Genomic DNA, 16666 nt, shown 5'->3' with positions numbered 1-16666 from the left:
GGGTCGGCCTACCCGGCGAACTGGACCGCCGTGCGCTGGCCCACCCTGTGCGCGATCTGTTCGGTGATGATCCGCCGGTGCTCGGGGTGGTCGCGGTAGACGGCGAAGGCGTCGACGTCGTCGAACACCCCGACGACGGCGAAGTCGGCGTTGCCCGTGGCGATCCCGGCGTCGCGCCCGCAGCTCCACGACCGCAGCCCCGGCAGGTCGGCGTCGGCGATGAACCGCCGCAGGGCGTCGGCGATGCCGTCGACGACCGCGGGGTCCTCGGCCGCGTCGCCGGTCCAGGAGAAGGTGACGACGTGCGTGAAGCTCATGGCCCGTCATCCTGCCCTGTGGGCAGGACGCCCGGCATGGGCCACCACGTCGGCGAGCAGCGGCTCAGCCTGCGCCACTTACCGCGGCGTGCGCGTCGCGGCGGAAGCGGCGCTTGTAGGCGCGCCAGTCGAACTGCTCGAGGAACTCCGCGGCCTGGGCGTAGCCCGTGTCGTACAGCGCGCGGGCGCGCTCGGGGCTGATCCCGAAGTCGAGGAGCCCCACCGCGCCGGCGTCGATGTGGATGGTGCGCGCGGCGACCCACGGCTGGTTGAGCACGGCCTGGTCGCGGCCCAGCAGCATCGTGGTGATCAGCTGCTCGAGCAGGCGCAGCGGCGCAGGCTGGGGGATGTCGAACCAGCGCGAGTGGAACAGGGCGACCCGGTCGCCGATGCCCGGCTTGGGGGCGGTGGTGATCGTGACGCCGAAGGTCGGGAACGCGGGCTCGCGCCCGTCGGTGCGGTCCAGCGAGTCGATGGGGAAGTTCGAGAGCAGGCCCCCGTCGACCAGCGTGGACGTGACGTCCGTGCGCGGGTTCGTCAGGGTCGTGGGCTTGAACAGGAACGGGATGGCCATCGACGCCCGGACCGCGTCGGCCACCGACTGTCGGTCGGGGTCCAGCCCGTACACCGAGCGGTAGTCCCAGGGCAGGCGTACGAGCTGGCCGAGGGTGAGGTCCGAGCACGTCACCACCAGGCGGTAGCGCTGCGACCGCGGCAGCGCCGGGTCGTCGATGCGCAGGTCGCCGAACGTGCGGACGCCGAGCGCGGCGAGCTCCTCCTCCACCCAGGAGTGCAGCCATTCGCCCTGGTAGAGGCCCTGGCCGCCGAGGAACGCCAACGCCGGGCCCACGAGCGGCACGCGCCCGAGGCCGCTGGGGTCGGCCACCTCGCGGAAGTTCAGCCGGGCGGTGATCTCGCGCAGCTGCTCGCCGCGGGCGCCGGCGGCCACCATCGCGCCGACGAGCGCGCCCGCCGAGGTGCCGGAGATGCGGTGCGGCGCCCAGCCGCGGTCGGTCATCGCCGCGACCGCCCCGGCGAGCCCGATGCCCTTCACCCCGCCGCCCTCGAGGACGAGGTCGGCCGGCCGTGCGGTGGTGCTCCTGGCCACGGGACTCCTTCCCCCTGTCGCGCGGTGCCACGTCCTCCGTGCTGGAGTGGATCGGTGAGCGCGCCCACGGACCTCTCCGCCCTCGGCGACGAGCCCTTCGTCTCCCTGACGACCTACCGCCGCAATGGTGACGCCGTGTCGACGCCGGTGTGGGTGGCCCGGGACGTCGACGACGCCAGTGTCCTCGTCGTCATCACGGGCGGGGCCAGCGGGAAGGTCAAGCGGGTGCGCCGCGACCCCCGCGTCGTCCTGCGGCCGTGCGACCGGCGGGGCAACGTCGCGCCGGACGCCCCGAGCGTCGACGGGCGGGCGGAGGTCGTCGACGATCCCGACGGGCAGGCGGGCCCGCGCCGGGCGCTCGCGGCGAAGTACGGCGTCCAGTGGCGTCTGGTGTCGGTGCTCGGGCTCGTCGGGCGCGTGGCGCAGCTCCTGGGTCGGGCGCCCGGTGAGCGGGTCATCCTGCGGCTGCGGGACTGATCAGGCCCGGGCGTCGCGCAGCCGGTCGAGGTCCGCGCGGGCCTCGTCGCGCTCGGCGCGGGCCTCGTCGCGCTCCGCCCGGGCGTCCTGCAGGTCGCGCCGGGCGTCGGCGAGGTCGCCCTGCAGGGTGAGGATCGACGCCGCGCCGGCGATGGTGTGGCCGTCGTCGGCGAGCTCGCGCACGCGCGCGGCGAAGTCGACCTGGCGCCGTGAGTACCGCCGCTGCCCGCCGTCCGACCGGTGGGGGTGGAGCAGGTCGGCGGCGTCGAGGCTGCGCAGGAACGCCGGCGCGACGCCGATGAGGTCGGCGGCCTGACCGATCGTCAGGGCGGGGTAGTCGTGGTCGTCGAGGCGTTCGACGCCCATGGTGGCCCTCCTCGGGGTGCGCCGGCCGCCGGGCGCGGACGTGCGCGAACACCCGCCGGGGGTCCCGACGGGTGCTCGCGGCTGGGGAGACGGTCCGGACGATGATCAGGAGGTGGGCGCCTCCTCCTGCTCGTGGGCCTGACTCTCGATGCTGGTCGTGGCCCCCGAGTGCTCGATCTCGATGCGACGCGGCTTGGCCTTCTCCATGACCGGGATCGTCAGCGTCAGCACGCCGTCGGTGTAGGACGCGTGCAGGCGATCGGTGTCCAGGTCGCGCCCGAGCAGGAGCTGGCGGCTGTAGCGCCCACGCGGCCGCTCGGCCACGAGGTAGTCGCCGTTGCCGCTCGGGGCGGTACGGGCGGCCGTCACGGTCAGCGCGTTGCCCTCGACCGACACGTCGATCGAGCCGGGGTCGACGCCGGGGAGGTCGAACGAGGCGACGAAGTGGTCACCGGCGCGGTGGACGTCCATCGGCATACCGCTGACGGCCTGCTGCCGGGGCGAGCCGGCGAGGCGCTCGAGCGCACGGAACGGGTCGAAGGGGTCGTAGTTCAGCAGCACGATCGGTCAGCTCCTTCCGTTGCCGCACTGCAAACCTGCTGTTCCTGACGCAGATAGTTATAGCTCCACCTACAGGTTTCCGTCAAGTGCTTCCGAGGGATCGCGTCCGTCGGTACGGCGTGCGAACGTGTGTTCGTGTCCGGCGAGCCGACGATCCTGCACGCGGATCTCGACGCCTTCTACGCCTCGGTGGAGCAGCGCGACGACCCCGCGCTGCGCGGGCGCCCGGTGATCGTCGGCGGGGGAGTCGTGCTCGCCTGCAGCTACGAGGCCAAGGCCCGCGGGGTGCGCACGGCCATGGGCGGGCGGATGGCACGGGCGCTGTGCCCGGACGCGGTCGTGGTCCCTCCGCGCATGGAGGCCTACACCGGCGCGAGCCGGGCGGTCTTCTCGGTGTTCCACTCCGTGACGCCGCTGGTGGAGGGCATCTCCATCGACGAGGCGTTCCTCGACGTCAGCGGGCTACGACGTATCGCCGGACCACCGCCGGAGATCGCAGCACGCCTGCGGCGGGAGGTGGCCGACGACGTCGGGCTGCCGATCACCGTCGGGGTGGCGAGCACGAAGTTCCTGGCCAAGGTCGCGAGCCGCGTCGCCAAGCCCGACGGGCTGCTCGTCGTCCCGGTCGGCGGCGAGCTCGAGTTCCTGCACCCCCTGGCCGTCGAGGTGCTCTGGGGCGTCGGCGAGGTGACCAGCCGCAAGCTGCGCGGCCAGGGCATCACCACCGTCGGCGACCTCGCGGCCATGGGCGGGCCGGGTCTCGAGTCGCTGCTCGGGAAGGCCGCCGGGCGGCACCTCGACGCCCTGGCCCACGGACGCGACCCCCGCCGCGTGCAGGTCGGGCGCCGCCGGCGCTCGGTCGGCGCGCAGCGGGCGCTCGGTCGCGAGCCCGTCTCGCCCTCGCGCACCGACGCGGTGCTCATGGGCCTGGTCGACCGGGTCACCCGCCGGATGCGTCGCGCCGGCCGCACGGGTCGCACGGTGACGCTCCGGCTGCGCTTCGGCGACTTCAGCCGCGCCACCCGCTCGCACACCCTCGCCACGCCGACGGCCGAGACCGACGCGATCCTCGGCGCGGTCCGCCTGCTCGCCGAGGCCGCGGCCCCGATGATGTTCGAGCGCGGGCTGTCGATGCTCGGCGTGGCCGTCGGCAACCTCGACGACACCGGCACCCGCCAGCTCGAGCTGCCGTTCGCCGGGGACGCCGCGCCCCTCGCGCTGGACGTCGCCGTCGACGACGTCCGCGAGCGCTACGGCCTCTCCGCGGTCACGCGGGCGACGCTCCTCGGTCGTGAGCAGGGGATCGAGATGCCGATGCTCCCGGACTAGGCGGCGGACCTTTCCTGTCCGTCCCCTTCGCCAGCCTGCGGTCATGACCCCAGTGCTCGACGGTGCCGCCCTCCCGCCCGGCTACGGCACGGTGAACCCCTTCGTCGTGGTCCGCGGACCGGGTGGTGCGCCGGCGTTCCTCCGGTTCGTCACCGACGTCCTCGACGGCCGCGAGACCCGCGCGGCCCACACGGTCGACGCCGACGACCTGCTGATCCACGCCGAGATCCGGGTGGGCGGCTCGACGATCATGGTGTGTGACGCCAAGCCGCACTGGGCGTCCACCCCCGCCCTCTTTCAGGTCTACGTGCGCGACGTCGACGACGTCGTGGTGCGGGCGCGGGCGGCGGACGCCGAGGTGGTCACCGAGCCGACCCCGTTCCACGGCGGCCAGCGCCTCGCGCGCTTGCGCAATCCCTGGGTGGCTCCACGAGTACGCGCGGACAGCGTGGCGCCGTCCGAAGGTCCCGACGAACTGCCGACCTGGCGGCCCGACCCCTCGGCGCCCCCGAGCTCCGTGCACCGGACGATCGACGAGGCCCTCACGGCACCGGAGTCTGAGTAGTCGCGCCGCGCCGCCGGGCGTCGGCGTACCTCGGCAGATGCTTCGATTTCCGAAGCGTTGTCGTGTCGCTAGCTCATGTGGTGGCGACGAAGAAGTATCGACCGGCTACGGATCATTATTGTTGCGCCACCGCGACGAGGCAGATACCGAAGCGGGATCGAGATCCACCTGCTTGTCCCACAGCAGCGATGACGTGACCGATTACCGTACGTCGGTCCCGTGCCCCTGGCGCTCGGATCGGTCCTCGTCCTTCTCTTCTCGCTGTTCGCGGCTCCGATGCCGTGCTGCGCTGAGACGCGCGGTGGCGAGTTCTGCCGCAACAACGGTCGAGGCCTGCTGGGCGGCTGCCACTTCAAGGCACCCAAGTGGCAGAACGCCAAGGCGCTGGTGAAGCGTCAGAGCTGGGCCAGGCTGGGATCACACGTGTTCTCCACCGTGTCCGGGAACGCCACCGCGATCTCGGCGATCGCCGCTTCGGCCTCGGCCATCGCCGCCGTCGTCACCCTTGCTCTCAAGGGTTCGCCGGCGCCCCCGACGGGCTGAGGGGTCCTACTTCTTCTCCCGCCACGCGCGCTCGAACGGCAGGCGCCAGGCGTTGGGCGCGATCAGCTGGTGGATCGCGTTCGGACCCCACGAACCGACGGGGTAGGGCTTCACCGGCGGGGGATCGGCGAGCAGGGGGATGGAGCGCTCCCACAGCGACTCGATGCCCTCGGAGGTGGTGAACAGCGTGTGGTCCCCGCGCATCGCGTCGAGGATCAGGCGCTCGTAGGCCTCGAGGACGTCGGACGCCTCGCCCGTCTCCTGGGTGGAGAACTGCATGGAGAGCTTCTGCAGCCGCATCCCCGGGCCGGGCCGCTTGCCGTAGAACGACAGCGAGACCCGGGAGGAGTCCGCGAGGTCGAAGGTCAGGTGGTCCGGACCCTGGGTGCTGACGCCGGAGCCCGGCGGGAACATCGTGCGCGGGGCCTCCTTGAACGCGATCGAGATGATCCGCTGGCCCTCGGCCAGGCGCTTGCCGGTGCGCAGGTAGAAGGGCGTGCCGGCCCAGCGCCAGTTGTCGAGCCCGACCTTCAGCGCGATGAACGTCTCGGTGTCGGAGTCGTTCGCGACGTCGGGGTGGTCGCGGTAGCCGCCGAACTGCCCGCGCACCACGTCGTGGGGGTGGATCGGGAGCATCGAGCGGAAGACCTTGTTCTTCTCCTCGCTGATCGACCGGGGCTCGAGGGCCGTCGGCGGCTCCATGGCCACGAACGCCATCACCTGCATGAGGTGGGTGACGACCATGTCCTTGAAGGCGCCCGTGGCCTCGTAGAAGTTCGCCCGCGTGTCGAGCCCGAGCTCCTCGGGGATGTCGATCTGGATGTGGTCGATGAAGTTGCGGTTCCAGATCGGCTCGAACAGGCCGTTGGCGAAGCGGAACGCGAGGATGTTCTGTGCGGCCTCCTTGCCCAGGAAGTGGTCGATGCGGAAGACCTGCGACTCGTCGAAGACACGGTGGACGAAGTCGTTGAGCTTCACCGCGCTCTCGAAGTCGTGCCCGAACGGCTTCTCCATGATCACGCGGGCGCCGGAGGTGAGGTCGGCGTCGCGCAGCATCTCCACGACCGCCTGGGCGGCCCGCGGGGGCACCGAGAGGTAGTGCAGCAGCCGCGCGTCGTCGCCGAGCTGCGCCTGGGCCTCCTTCACCGCCGAGGTCAGACCCTCGGGGCCCGCGCCCTGGGGGACGTAGCTCAGCCGCGCGGCGAAGTCGTCCCAGGCCTCGTCCCCGAGCCGGTGCATGCCGTAGTTCTGGACCGCGTCCTTCGCGAGAGCCCGGAAGGCCTCGGTGTCGATGTCCTCCATCGCCGTGCCGACGATCCGGATCGCGGGGGCGAGCTCGGACTCGGCGAGGTAGGCCAGGCCCGGCAGGAGCTTGCGCTTGGCGAGGTCACCGGTGCAGCCGAACAGCACGATGACGTGCGGGACGATCGGGTCGAGATCGCGGCGGAAGGGACGCGACCCGGGGCCGGGGTACGCGACGGACTCCACCTCGCGGTCGGTCATGGGACGGGACCGTAGTCGGAGAAAGTGACGTCCGTGGGTCCGCGGCGCGAGGACTCACCGGCGCGCAGGACTCCGGCTCCTCTCGAGGATCCGCCGCAGCGTCTCGAGGTCGCGGGCGACGTGGTCGGCGTCCGCCGCGAACTCCTCGTCGCTCATCCCGTCCCGCCGGCGCACGTGGAAGACGACCTCGGCGCCGTCGCCGAGGGGGACCACCCGCAGCGGGTTCGGCATCTCCAACCCGTCGGGCAGGCGCACGACGTGGTCGAGCACGCCGAACTCGTTCTCCGGCGCGAACTCCACCTCGACACGCCCCATCGGCGAGTCGGCGATCCACGTCCCGGGCCGGTCGGGGACGGGCTCCACCTGCGCCTTCGCCAGGCCCGCGGCCCAGTCGACGAGGTGACGGGGGTCGGACGCGTACGCGTACACCTCGCGCCAGGGCCGCGCGATCGTCGTCGCCACGAAACGGGTCTGCGTCGTCATGGCGACGATCCTGGACCCGTGCCCCGGCCGGGTCGTGGACGCATCGGACGGGCGGGCGCTCAGCCCAGGTCCACCGAGAAGCGGAAGCGGACGTCGCCGCGCGCGAGGCGGTCCATCGCCTCGCCGAGCCGCTCGGCGGGCACGACCTCGACGTCGGCGGTGATCCCGTGCTCGCCGCAGAACGCGAGCATCTCCCGCGTGTCGGGCACGCCCGCGCTCCCCGTGCCGGCGATCCGCTTCTCGCCGACCACGAGGCTCATCGGGTCGATGGTCAGCGGGCGGGTCGGGATGCCGGCGAGGACGAAGGTGCCGTCGACCGCGAGCGCGGCGAGGTAGGGGGCGAGGTCGAGGCTCGCGCCGGTGGTGTCGAGGACGATGTCGCAGCGCCGGTGCTGCGCGTCCATCTCCTTGCCGTCCGAGGTCAGGACGACGTCGTCGGCCCCGAGACCCCGGGCGGCGTCGGCCTTCGACGCCGAGGAGGTGAAGGCGACCGTCTCCGCGCCCAGGGCGTGGGCGAAGCGGATCGCGAGGTGACCCAGGCCGCCGACACCGACCACGCCGACGGTCGTGCCCGGCCCCGCGCCGAACCGGCGCAGCGGCGACCACGTGGTGACCCCCGCGCAGAGCAGCGGGGCGACGCCGGCGGGGTCGAGGCCGGCGGGGGAGTCGTGGACGAAGTGCTCGTCCACGACGATCTCCCGCGAGAACCCGCCCTGGGTGACGCCGCCGGAGACCCGGTCGACGCCGCCGTAGGTCAGCGTCGGGAACTCCCGGCAGTCGTTCTCCCGCCCGGCGCGGCACTCGCGGCAGACCCCGCAGGAGCCGATGATGTTGCCGACGGCCACCGCGTCACCGGTGGCGAACCCCGTGACGCCCGCCCCGACGGCGGTCACCTCGCCGACCATCTCGTGCCCCGCGACCAGCGGGAAGCCCGCGGGGTCACCGTGGCGCATCGCGTGCAGGTCGGTCGCGCAGAGCCCGCAGTACGTCACGCGCACCACGACGTCGCGCTCGCCCGGGTCGCGGCGCTCGAAGGTCCACGGCGCCGGCGCCGCCCCCGGCGCGTGCGCCGCCCATCCCGTCACCTCGTGCATGGTTCCTCCGCAAACAAACCGGTTGGTTACTCGTGGCCCACCGTAGGTCGGACCTGTGCCCGATGCAAACCAACTGGTTATTCTCTCGGCCGTGGGCGATGGACAGGCGACGCGGCGACGGCTGCTGGACGCAGCGACGGCCGAGTTCGCGCGGTACGGGATCGCAGGCGCCCGCGTCGACCGGATCGCGGCGTCCGCGCAGGCCAACAAGGCGCAGATCTACGCCTGGTTCTCGTCGAAGGACGGCCTGTTCGACGCCGTGTTCGTCGAGCACCTGTCGTTGATCGTCGGCCTCGTTCCCCTCGACGCCACCGACCTCCCCGGCTACGCGGTGCGCCTCTACGACGCCTACCTCGACCGGCCCGAGGTCGTGCTGCTCGCGACGTGGGCGCGCCTCGAGCGCGTCCCGACCGGCGACCTGCTCGCGGTCGCCGCCGACGACGTGGCGGTGAAGCTCGCCCGGATCGCCGACGCGCAGCACGCGGGCCTGATCGACCCGGAGCCCACGCCCGCGGACGTCTACTCCATGGTCATCGCCCTGTCGATGGCGTGGTCACCGGCCAGCGTGACGATCGCGGCGTCGACGGACGACGACCCGGCGGAGCACGAGCGACGGCGCACGGCCCTCGCCGCGGCGGTCAGCGGGGCGTTCGCGCCGCGCCGCCCGACGGCCTGACCGGCGCGATCACGTCGAACCGATCCCCGACCCGCCACGATGATCGGCGACGGCTGCCGAGGCGGGGAGGATCGTGTGACGCGCTGGCCCGCGGGACTCGTGACGGGAGCCGCGGCGGCGACGGCCCTCCTGGTGCCCGAGGTGTTCGGGCTCGAGCGCCGGCCGCCCTGGCCGGTCCTGCTCGCCGCGCGCCCCGCGTTCGCGGGCGGTCTCGGCGTGCTCGCGGGGGTGGTCGCGGCGAGCTCGTCCCGGGCGCGGCCGGCCGCGCTCGGCGCGGTGGGTGTCGCCGGGCTCGTGCTGGCCGCGGGCCGGCGACCGGCGGCGACGTCGGCGGGCCCGGTCACGCTCACCGTCCTCGTCGCCAACGTCTGGCAGGGCCGGGCGGACCCCGAGTCGCTCGCCGCCATCGTCGAGGCCGAGCGCCCGGACCTCGTCGTCCTGCCCGAGTCCGGCGAGCGGTTCCGGGCCCGGCTCGAGGACCGCCTCAAGCCCGACCTCGGCTACGTCGCGCACTGCGCCCCGCCGCCCCGGGCGCACCGTCACGTCCCGGAGCACGCCGACGGCCCGTGGACCACGGTGCTCACGGCGCCCTCGCTCGGCAAGGTCCGCGTCGCGCGCCTGGTCTCCGGCGGGCTGTACGGCTGGCTGGAGGTCACCGGCGGGGAGCTGGGCGACGCCCGGGTGCTCGCCACGCACACCGTCGCGCCGGTGCCCGGCCTCGTCGAGCGGTGGGCCGACGAGCTCGACCTCGTCGCGGCGTGGCGCGCCGCCGCGCCGGGCCGCACCGTGGTCGCCGGCGACCTCAACACCACCGTCGAGCACCGCGCCCTCGCCGCACTCGGCGACGGCGGCGTCCCGGGTCCGCCGACGTGGCCGCGGCGCTGGCCGCGATGGCTCGGGTTCCGCATCGACCACGTCCTCGCCGGCGGCGGCCTCGCCGTGCGCACCGCGCGCGTGCTCGACCTGCCCGGCAGCGACCACCGCGCGGTGATCGCGCACCTCGGCTGACCTCAACCCACCGGGAAGGTCGCCCCGCTCCCCATCCCCGTGATCCACTCCGGGACCGCCTCGTAGCTGGTCCACCGCAGCGGGGCGGCGACCGCGGCGGCGCCGACCAGCCAGGCGCGGACCTCGTGCCCGCCGGTGCCCGCCTCCTTCTCGAGGCCGTCGTGGCCCAGCTCGGTGATCGCGTCGAGGTCGCCCGCGCTCAGGCGCTCGAGGAACCACCGGTCCCAGGCGTCGTTGACCCGCGCGTCGGGGTCACCGCCCATCGCGCGCACCTTGGGCTCGCGGGCGGCGGCGAAGGCCTGTGCGTCCCGGCGTCCGTGGATGAGCGCGTCGCGCTTCTCGCCGACCACCGAGGGGTCGCGCGGGTCGTTCGAGGGCAGCCAGTGCGACAGGCCGCCGCTGGCCACCACGAGCACCCGCCCGGGCGGCCCGGCCGCCAGCGCCGGCCCGAGCGCGCGGCCCAGCGCCACGCACCGCTCGAGCGTCGGCAACGGCGGCGCGGCGGTGTTGACCACGAGCGGGACGAGCGGGACGGCCGTGCCGGTGACCATCTCGTAGCCCTGCACGATCCCGTGGTCGACGGTCAGCGAGTACGACAGCGCGAGGTCGAACCCCGCGCCCGTCAGCCCCCGGTACACCGACCACGCGAGCTCGGTGGCGACGGGCAGCGGACCCGGGGTGCTGCCGTAGTCGCCGAACCCCACGGCCTCCTCGACGCCGAGGACGAAGGGGGGCATGACGTCGTAGAAGTTGCCGTGGAAGTGGTCGGGGCCCACGACGACGACGGCGTCGGGCGCCAGCCGCGCGGCGGCCTCCCGGACGCGCGCGGCGTCCGCGAGGAAGGGCGCGCCCGGCGCGTCCGGCCCGGTGGGCGGCAGCAGGGTGGCGAAGGGGGAGTGGGACATGCCCACGAACCCGACGATCTCGGTCATGCGCGAACCGTCGCCGCGTCCAGGAACGCCTCGTGCTGCTCGACGAACTCCTCGGGTTTCTCCCACTGCGGCCAGTGCCCCGCGCCGGTGATCACGTGCAGGCGGGCGTCGGGGAGCCAGTCGAGGAGCATCTGTGCCTCGTCGAGCCCGCCGGTGGGGTCGTGGTCGGTCCAGAGCAGCAACGTCGGCGCGGTCACGAACGACACCCAGGACGGGTCCCAGCTGAAGCGGGCGCGCGTCACGGGGTCCTGCAGGACGAGGATGTTGTCGACGGCCCGCCGGAAGCCCTCGCGGGAGTAGACGCTCCGGCGCAGGTTCACCAGCTCGTCGGTGACCCTGTCCTTCTCGTGGAAGAGCCACCGCACGCGGGCGCGTACGGCCTCGTCGGAGGGGTCCTCGACGGCGGCCGTCGTGCTCGCCACCAGCCGGGACATGACCTCCGGCTTGTTCGCGACGTTGCCCGGGGTGTTGAGCACGATCCGCTCGACGCGTTCGGGGTGGTGCGCGGCGGTCCACGCGACGACCCAGCCGCCGAGCGACTCGCCCGACAGGTGCGCGGACCCGATGCCCAGCGCGTCCATCAGCCCGAGCAGGTGGTCGGAGAGGACGTCGACGGTGAACGGGACGTCGGGCAACGCCGACCAGCCGTGCCCGACCATGTCGTAGGCGGTGACGCGGAAGCTCCGCGCGAGGCCGGCGATGTCGCGCGCGTAGGCCTCGAGGTGCCCGCCGGTGCCGTGGAGCAGGACGAGATCGGGGCCGGCACCCGCGCGCAGCACGCGGGTCCGGACGGCGCCGACCCCGCTGACCTCCACGGCGACGTGGCGCAGCTCGTGGTCGACGTCGGCGAGCTCGCCCCAGATGCTCACGTGGTCGGGGATCGGCGGGCCACCACTCGGTGCGGCAGAGGTCATGAGTCGTCTCCCTCGAACATCGTCCGCGCCTCGGCGACCGTGACCAGCCCGGCGCTCTGCCGGCGGTTCACGCCCAGCGCGCCGAGCAGCCGCGAGTTCTCGATCGTCAGGAACTCGACCGGGTGCTCGGCCGAGGCGTTGTAGTGCCGGTGCCAGGTCCACGGCGGGGTGTAGACGAAGCTGCCCGTCGCCCACTCGACGGTCTCGTCCTCGATCTCGCTGTGGCCCTCGCCGGCGATCACGAAGTGGACGGTCTCGTGGTGGTGGCGCTGCATGTCCGAGCTCTGCGACGGCGGGATCGTCTGGCGGAAGAGCTCGAACGTCGCCGTCGGCAGGTTCCCGACCACCGAGAGCGCCGTCGGGTTGTGCACCTCGCCGGCCGGCAGCGGCTGCAGCTCGTCGGCGTGCACCACGAGCGGGCGCGCGCCGCCCGGCGGCACGCTGGGGTTGAGGCCGGCCAGGAACGCGGCCATGTCGAAGGCGCTCACTCGTCCATCACCACGTCGTCTCCGTCCGTCCGCCGTCGACGGTCAGCACCGTCCCGGTCACGTAGCCCGCGTCGGGCGAGGCGAGGAAGGCGATGGCGGCGGCGACCTCGTCGGGGTCGGCCGCGCGGCCCGCCGGGACGACCGCGAGGTCGTCGGCGTCGGCCTGCTCGGCGCTCGCGCCGGACGCCGCCGCGCGGTTCGCGAGGATCTGGTCCCGCCGCTCGGTGGCGGTCGGGCCGGGCGCGACGCAGTTGACCGTGACGCCGTCGGCGGCCACCTCGGAGGCCAGGAGCTTCATCGCCGCGGTCGCGGCCGAGCGCAGCACCGTCGAGACGGCGAGCTCGGCCATGGGCTGGCGAACTGCGGTGCCCGTCACCAGCACCAGGCGCCCCTCCCCGCGCTCGCGCATGCCCGGCAGGACCGCCCGCGCGAGCGCCAGCGGTCCGAGCAGCAGCAGGTCGGTGCCGCGGCGCCAGGCGTCGTCGTCGATGTCGAGGATCGTGCCGGGCGGCGGGCCGCCGGCGTTGAGGACGACGACGCCGATCTCGCCGACGCGCCCCTCGACGTCGGCGACGAGCGGGGCCGCGGCCGCGGGGTCGGCGAGGTCGGCCACGGCGTGGTGCACGGGGCGCCCGCAGGCGTCCCCGATCTCCGCCGCGGCGGTGCGCAGACGCTCCTCGGTGCGGCCGACGAGGACCACGTCCATGCCGGCCCGGGTGAGACGTGCGGCGCTCGCGCGGCCGATCCCGCTCCCGCCGCCGCCGACCAGTGCCGTGGTTGCCTTGATGACGCCCTCCCTGGATGCTCCCGACACCGAGCAGCGTGACCGGCCCGGGGAGGAGACAGCGATGGCGAGTCCCATCCAGCGGGACACCCGGGACGGTGTCGAGGTCGCCGGCGGCCTCGACCGGGCGGCGGCGATCCTCGACGCGTTCGACGCGACGCACCGGGAGCTGACGCTCGCGTCCCTCGTGCGCCGGTGCGGCCTCCCGCGGTCCACGACCCACCGCACCGCCGACCGGATGCTGCGGCTCGGCTGGCTGGACAAGCCCGACGACCGGTACCGGATCGGTCAGCGCCTCTTCGAGCTCTCGGGCCTGGTCCCGCTCCGCCACGAGCTGCGCGAGGCCGTCCTGCCGTTCCTGCACGACCTGCACGCGGCGGTGAAGGTCGCGGTGCAGCTCGGGGTGCTGCACGGGACCGAGGTGCTCGTCGTCGAGAAGATCACCGGCCACCGGCCGATGCCGATGCTCTCGCAGGTCGGCGGGACGATCCCGGCCTACTGCTCGGCCCTGGGCCGGGCGATCCTCGCGTGGTCGCCCGCCGAGGCGGTCGACACCGCGCTGTCCGGGGCCCTGGCCGCGCGCACCCCGCGCACGCTCACCGACCCGGACGCGGTGCGCCGCGAGCTCGCCGCCATCCCGGACCGCGGCTGGGCGGTGGAGCGCGAGGAGGGCAACATCGGCGTCACCTGCGTCGCCGCCCCGGTGTTCGGGCCGCTGGGCGAGGTGGTCGCGGCGCTGTCGGTCACCGGCCCGTCGGCCGCGGTGCGCTCCGAGCGGGCGGGTCCGCCCGTGCAGCTCGCGGCCGCCGCGGCGTCCCGGGCGTACTCGTCGCGACGGTGACCGGCCCGTCCCGGAGCGTCACGGATCCCACTCAGCGGGACACGATGTTGGTGCCGGGTCGGGCGGAACGGACTCTGTGACCCCACGCACACCGGAGTGCTCCGGTGTCGGCAGGAGGAGGCGCAGATGTCGTTGGGTGGCGGGTACATGCTCTCGTCCCGGGAGGGCCGGCAGATCCCGGCGATCGGGATCGGCATCACGGCGAAGGCGACCGGCGAGAACACCCGGGACGCCTACTCGCTGTTCGAGTACGCCGTCCCGGGCGGCGTGAACGGGCCCCCGCCGCACGTCCACACCCGTGAGGACGAGTCGTTCATCTGCCTCGCCGGCACGCTCGAGGTGATGCTCGGCGGCGAGACGTTCGTCCTCGGGACGGGCGACTACCTGCTGCTGCCGCGCGACGTCGTGCACACCTTCAGGAACCCCTTCGACGACGAGGCGCGCGTGATCTCGGTGGTCTCGCCGGCCGGCCTCGAGGCCTACTACCAGGCGCTGGCCGACCTGCCGCCCGGCCCGAGGGACATCTCGGTGCTGCAGGCGATCATGGCCGACTTCGGCATCGAGCTGCGCCTGCCCGCGGGGAGCCCGTCGTGAGGGTCGGGATCGTCGGCGCCGGGGTCGCCGGGCTCGTCACCGCGAAGGTGCTCACCGAGGTCGGCCACGACGTCGTCGTCTACGACCGCACGCCCGACGTCGGGGGCGTCTGGAGCGCCACCCGTCGCTACCCCGGGCTGTCGACGCAGAGCCCGCGCGACACGTACACGCTCTCGGACTTCCCGATGCCCGCCGACCACCCCGAGTGGCCGTCGGGCGAGCAGGTGCAGGCCTACCTCGCGGCGTACGCCGCGCACACCGGCGTCGACCGGCTCCTGCGCCTGGAGACCGAGGTGACGTCGGTCGAGCGGCGCGACACCGGCTGGGTGCTCACCACCACCGGCGCGCACCCGGGCCGCGACGAGGTCGACCACCTCGTCGTCGCCAACGGCGTGTTCTGCGAGCCGGCGATGCCCGAGCTGCCCGGCGTCGCGGAGTTCACCGCCGCCAGCGGATCGGTCATGCCGGCCACCGAGCTGCACGACGCCGAGCAGACCCGCGACCGCCACGTCGTCGTCCTCGGCTACGGCAAGACCGCCTGCGACGTCGCCGTGGCCGTCGCCGGCACCGCGGAGTCGACGACGGTGGTCGCGCGGCAGCTCGTCTGGAAGGTGCCGCGCTGGGTCGGCGGGTTCCTCAACTTCAAGCACCTGCTGCTGACCCGCCTCGGCGAGTCGCTCTTCCGCTACCGCTACCTGCGCGGGATCGAGACGTTCCTGCACGGGCCGGCGAACGGGGTGCGCCGGCGGATCCTCGACTCGCTGGGGCCCGTGAGTGCGCGCCAGTTCGGGCTCCGCGAGCTCGACCTCGTCCCGCGCGGCACCTTCGAGGGCATCGTGCGCGGCGCGATCGGGCTGACCACCGACGGCTTCTTCGAGGCGGTGCGCTCCGGGGAGATCGCGGTGCGCCGCGACCGGACGATCGCCCGGCTGCTGGAGAAGGACGGCGCGCCGCACGTCGAGCTCTCCGACGGGTCCGTGCTGCGCGCCGACCTGCTGGTGTGCGCCACCGGCTTCACGCAGGGCGTGCCGTTCCTGCCCGCCGACGTGGCCGAGCGCCTCGTCGACGAGCGCGGCAACTTCCTGCTCCACCGCCAGATCCTCCCGGTGGACGTCGAGGACGTCACCTTCGCCGGCTACAACTCGTCGTTCTTCAGCCCGCTCAACGCCGAGATGGCGGCGGCCTGGATCGCCGCCCTGCTCGCCGGCCGCCTCGACCTGCCCGACCGCGCGGAGCTCCGGCGCCGCGTGGACGCCCAGCTGGTGTTCATGGACGAGGCCACCGACGGCCACCACTGCCGCGGCACCAAGATCATCCCGTTCTCGTTGCACAACGTCGACGAGGTGCTCGGTGACCTCGACCTCGACATCTCCCGCGGCGCGCGGTTCAAGCAGTGGCTGAACCCGGTGGACCCGTCGGCCTACGCGGGCGTCGTCCCCCGGCTCGTCGAGCGTCTCGGGACGGCCGGGGAGCGCGTCACCTCGTCCGCCGAGACGGTGGCCCGGGCCTGAGGGCGATCACGGCCGCGCTCGGCAATCGTGACAAGGCGTCATGGTTGCGCTGGCGACACCATTCGTCGAGCACTACCGTTCTCGACCGTGGACGCGGAGGGACTGCCGGTGGCGGGGTCCGCCTTCCTGCTCACCCAGCTCGGGACGCACTGCGCGCAGGCCTTCGCCCGGCGGATCGGCGAGCTCGACCTCACGCCGCCCCAGACGGGCCTGCTGCGCGCCGTCGCGCAGGCGCCCGGCAGCAGCCAGCAGGCCCTCGCCGAGCTGCTGGGCACGCCGGCGACCCGGCTCGTCGCACTCGTCGACGGGCTCGAGGAGCGCGGTCTGGTCGAGCGCCGCCGCAACCCGAGCGACCGCCGCCTCCACGCCGTGCACCTCACCGACGCCGGCACGGCGCTCATGACCGACATCGGCCGGGTCGCCCGTGAGCACGACGACGCCGTCCTCGCGTCGCTCGACGCGGACGAGCGCACACGACTGCACGAGCTGCTCGCGAAGCTCGCCGCCGACCGTGGCCTCACGCCGGGCGTGCACCCCGGCTACCGCACCCTCCCGCCGGCCTGAGGGGTTCG

Annotated in this window: 21 protein-coding genes; 10 read left to right on the top strand and 11 right to left on the bottom strand. The window is 73.8% G+C overall.

The genetic code is table 11. The annotated features are described in order from the left end of the window. Positions 1–8 precede the first annotated feature (8 nt). On the bottom strand, positions 9–317 hold the full coding sequence (locus PH191_RS06105) for a Dabb family protein (RefSeq protein WP_274188328.1): 309 nt from the start codon (positions 315–317) through the stop codon (positions 9–11). Positions 318–381: 64 nt separating this feature from the next. Further along, positions 382–1425, bottom strand: coding sequence for a patatin-like phospholipase family protein (locus PH191_RS06100; RefSeq protein ID WP_274193749.1), 1044 nt, complete (start codon positions 1423–1425; stop codon positions 382–384). 54 nt (positions 1426–1479) lie between these two features. Here PH191_RS06100 and PH191_RS06095 point away from each other — a divergent pair, with 54 nt between their 5' ends. Beyond that, positions 1480–1902 carry a PPOX class F420-dependent oxidoreductase gene (locus PH191_RS06095; RefSeq protein WP_274193748.1) on the top strand — a complete coding sequence of 141 codons (423 nt, stop codon included), beginning with the start codon at positions 1480–1482 and terminating at the stop codon, positions 1900–1902. Here the strand turns inward: PH191_RS06095 and PH191_RS06090 are convergent, their stop codons facing one another. Next, positions 1903–2268: a MerR family transcriptional regulator gene (locus tag PH191_RS06090; RefSeq protein WP_274193747.1), complete on the bottom strand. Its 366-nt coding sequence runs from the start codon at positions 2266–2268 to the stop codon at positions 1903–1905. Positions 2269–2373: 105 nt separating this feature from the next. Beyond that, positions 2374–2829, bottom strand: coding sequence for an Hsp20/alpha crystallin family protein (locus tag PH191_RS06085; RefSeq protein ID WP_274193746.1), 456 nt, complete (start codon positions 2827–2829; stop codon positions 2374–2376). Between the two features lie 129 nt (positions 2830–2958). Between PH191_RS06085 and dinB the strand changes: the two genes are divergently transcribed. The 3 genes from dinB to PH191_RS06070 all read left to right on the top strand — a co-directional run bounded on the left by dinB (position 2959) and on the right by PH191_RS06070 (position 5266). Continuing rightward, a complete protein-coding gene (dinB, locus tag PH191_RS06080; RefSeq protein WP_274193745.1) occupies positions 2959–4158 on the top strand; it encodes a DNA polymerase IV in 1200 nt (399 codons plus the stop codon). A gap of 43 nt (positions 4159–4201) precedes the next feature. Next, entirely contained in the window at positions 4202–4723 is a 522-nt protein-coding gene (locus tag PH191_RS06075; RefSeq protein ID WP_274193744.1) for a VOC family protein, read from the top strand. A 219-nt stretch (positions 4724–4942) separates the two neighbouring features. Beyond that, positions 4943–5266 (top strand): hypothetical protein, encoded by a 324-nt coding sequence (locus tag PH191_RS06070; RefSeq protein WP_274193743.1) that lies wholly within the window; start codon positions 4943–4945, stop codon positions 5264–5266. A 6-nt stretch (positions 5267–5272) separates the two neighbouring features. On the opposite strand, the gene zwf is transcribed toward PH191_RS06070, so the two are convergent. The 3 genes from zwf to PH191_RS06055 are packed head-to-tail and all read right to left on the bottom strand — an operon-like array spanning position 5273 to position 8346. After that, positions 5273–6769 carry a glucose-6-phosphate dehydrogenase gene (zwf, locus tag PH191_RS06065; RefSeq protein ID WP_274193742.1) on the bottom strand — a complete coding sequence of 499 codons (1497 nt, stop codon included), beginning with the start codon at positions 6767–6769 and terminating at the stop codon, positions 5273–5275. 54 nt (positions 6770–6823) lie between these two features. Then, positions 6824–7252, bottom strand: coding sequence for an SRPBCC family protein (locus PH191_RS06060; RefSeq protein ID WP_274193741.1), 429 nt, complete (start codon positions 7250–7252; stop codon positions 6824–6826). 59 nt (positions 7253–7311) lie between these two features. Next, the gene (locus tag PH191_RS06055; RefSeq protein WP_274193740.1) at positions 7312–8346 is read right to left on the bottom strand and encodes an NAD(P)-dependent alcohol dehydrogenase; all 1035 of its coding nucleotides are present in this window, start codon (positions 8344–8346) and stop codon (positions 7312–7314) included. A 91-nt stretch (positions 8347–8437) separates the two neighbouring features. Here PH191_RS06055 and PH191_RS06050 point away from each other — a divergent pair, with 91 nt between their 5' ends. Next, complete coding sequence (locus tag PH191_RS06050; protein ID WP_274193739.1) at positions 8438–9022, top strand: TetR/AcrR family transcriptional regulator; 585 nt, start codon at positions 8438–8440, stop codon at positions 9020–9022. Positions 9023–9097: 75 nt separating this feature from the next. Next, positions 9098–10030, top strand: a complete 933-nt coding sequence (locus PH191_RS06045) for an endonuclease/exonuclease/phosphatase family protein (protein WP_274193738.1) — start codon at positions 9098–9100, stop codon at positions 10028–10030. Positions 10031–10032: 2 nt separating this feature from the next. Here the strand turns inward: PH191_RS06045 and PH191_RS06040 are convergent, their stop codons facing one another. From PH191_RS06040 to PH191_RS06025, 4 genes are read right to left on the bottom strand one after another with little or no spacing between them, the layout of a single operon-like run. Further along, positions 10033–10962, bottom strand: a complete 930-nt coding sequence (locus PH191_RS06040) for a DODA-type extradiol aromatic ring-opening family dioxygenase (RefSeq protein ID WP_274193737.1) — start codon at positions 10960–10962, stop codon at positions 10033–10035. Beyond that, complete coding sequence (locus PH191_RS06035) at positions 10959–11876, bottom strand: alpha/beta fold hydrolase (RefSeq protein WP_274193736.1); 918 nt, start codon at positions 11874–11876, stop codon at positions 10959–10961. The genes PH191_RS06040 and PH191_RS06035 overlap by 4 nt, the downstream gene beginning before the upstream one ends. Continuing rightward, on the bottom strand, positions 11873–12364 hold the full coding sequence (locus tag PH191_RS06030; RefSeq protein ID WP_274193735.1) for a cupin domain-containing protein: 492 nt from the start codon (positions 12362–12364) through the stop codon (positions 11873–11875). Before PH191_RS06030 ends, PH191_RS06035 begins: the two co-directional genes overlap by 4 nt. Positions 12365–12371: 7 nt before the next feature. Next, the gene (locus tag PH191_RS06025; protein WP_274193734.1) at positions 12372–13178 is read right to left on the bottom strand and encodes an SDR family oxidoreductase; all 807 of its coding nucleotides are present in this window, start codon (positions 13176–13178) and stop codon (positions 12372–12374) included. A 34-nt stretch (positions 13179–13212) separates the two neighbouring features. Here PH191_RS06025 and PH191_RS06020 point away from each other — a divergent pair, with 34 nt between their 5' ends. The 4 genes from PH191_RS06020 (at position 13213) to PH191_RS06005 (ending at position 16658) form a co-directional block, all read left to right on the top strand. Then, complete coding sequence (locus tag PH191_RS06020; protein WP_274193733.1) at positions 13213–13989, top strand: IclR family transcriptional regulator; 777 nt, start codon at positions 13213–13215, stop codon at positions 13987–13989. Between the two features lie 126 nt (positions 13990–14115). Further along, positions 14116–14583: a cupin domain-containing protein gene (locus PH191_RS06015; protein ID WP_274193732.1), complete on the top strand. Its 468-nt coding sequence runs from the start codon at positions 14116–14118 to the stop codon at positions 14581–14583. Next, positions 14580–16094, top strand: coding sequence for a flavin-containing monooxygenase (locus PH191_RS06010; protein WP_274193731.1), 1515 nt, complete (start codon positions 14580–14582; stop codon positions 16092–16094). Before PH191_RS06015 ends, PH191_RS06010 begins: the two co-directional genes overlap by 4 nt. Positions 16095–16181: 87 nt before the next feature. Continuing rightward, positions 16182–16658 (top strand): MarR family winged helix-turn-helix transcriptional regulator, encoded by a 477-nt coding sequence (locus tag PH191_RS06005; protein WP_274193730.1) that lies wholly within the window; start codon positions 16182–16184, stop codon positions 16656–16658. Positions 16659–16666: the final 8 nt, after the last annotated feature.

Source organism: Actinomycetospora callitridis, from assembly GCF_028737265.1.
GTDB classification, from domain to species: Bacteria; Actinomycetota; Actinomycetes; order Mycobacteriales; family Pseudonocardiaceae; genus Actinomycetospora; species Actinomycetospora callitridis.
The sequence above is the reverse complement of the archived record's forward strand: the minus strand, read 5'-3'. Positions and strand labels throughout refer to the sequence as shown.

Excerpts from the sequence above, each read along its gene's own strand:
- PH191_RS06105 (WP_274188328.1), bottom strand. The coding sequence starts at position 317 with ATGAGCTTCACGCACGTCGTCACCTTCTCCTGGACCGGCGACGCGGCC.
- PH191_RS06090 (WP_274193747.1), bottom strand. The coding sequence starts at position 2,268 with ATGGGCGTCGAACGCCTCGACGACCACGACTACCCCGCCCTGACGATC.
- PH191_RS06075 (WP_274193744.1), top strand. The coding sequence starts at position 4,202 with ATGACCCCAGTGCTCGACGGTGCCGCCCTCCCGCCCGGCTACGGCACG.
- zwf (WP_274193742.1), bottom strand. The coding sequence starts at position 6,769 with ATGACCGACCGCGAGGTGGAGTCCGTCGCGTACCCCGGCCCCGGGTCG.
- PH191_RS06060 (WP_274193741.1), bottom strand. The coding sequence starts at position 7,252 with ATGACGACGCAGACCCGTTTCGTGGCGACGACGATCGCGCGGCCCTGG.
- PH191_RS06055 (WP_274193740.1), bottom strand. The coding sequence starts at position 8,346 with ATGCACGAGGTGACGGGATGGGCGGCGCACGCGCCGGGGGCGGCGCCG.
- PH191_RS06040 (WP_274193737.1), bottom strand. The coding sequence starts at position 10,962 with ATGACCGAGATCGTCGGGTTCGTGGGCATGTCCCACTCCCCCTTCGCC.
- PH191_RS06035 (WP_274193736.1), bottom strand. The coding sequence starts at position 11,876 with ATGACCTCTGCCGCACCGAGTGGTGGCCCGCCGATCCCCGACCACGTG.
- PH191_RS06020 (WP_274193733.1), top strand. The coding sequence starts at position 13,213 with ATGGCGAGTCCCATCCAGCGGGACACCCGGGACGGTGTCGAGGTCGCC.
- PH191_RS06015 (WP_274193732.1), top strand. The coding sequence starts at position 14,116 with ATGTCGTTGGGTGGCGGGTACATGCTCTCGTCCCGGGAGGGCCGGCAG.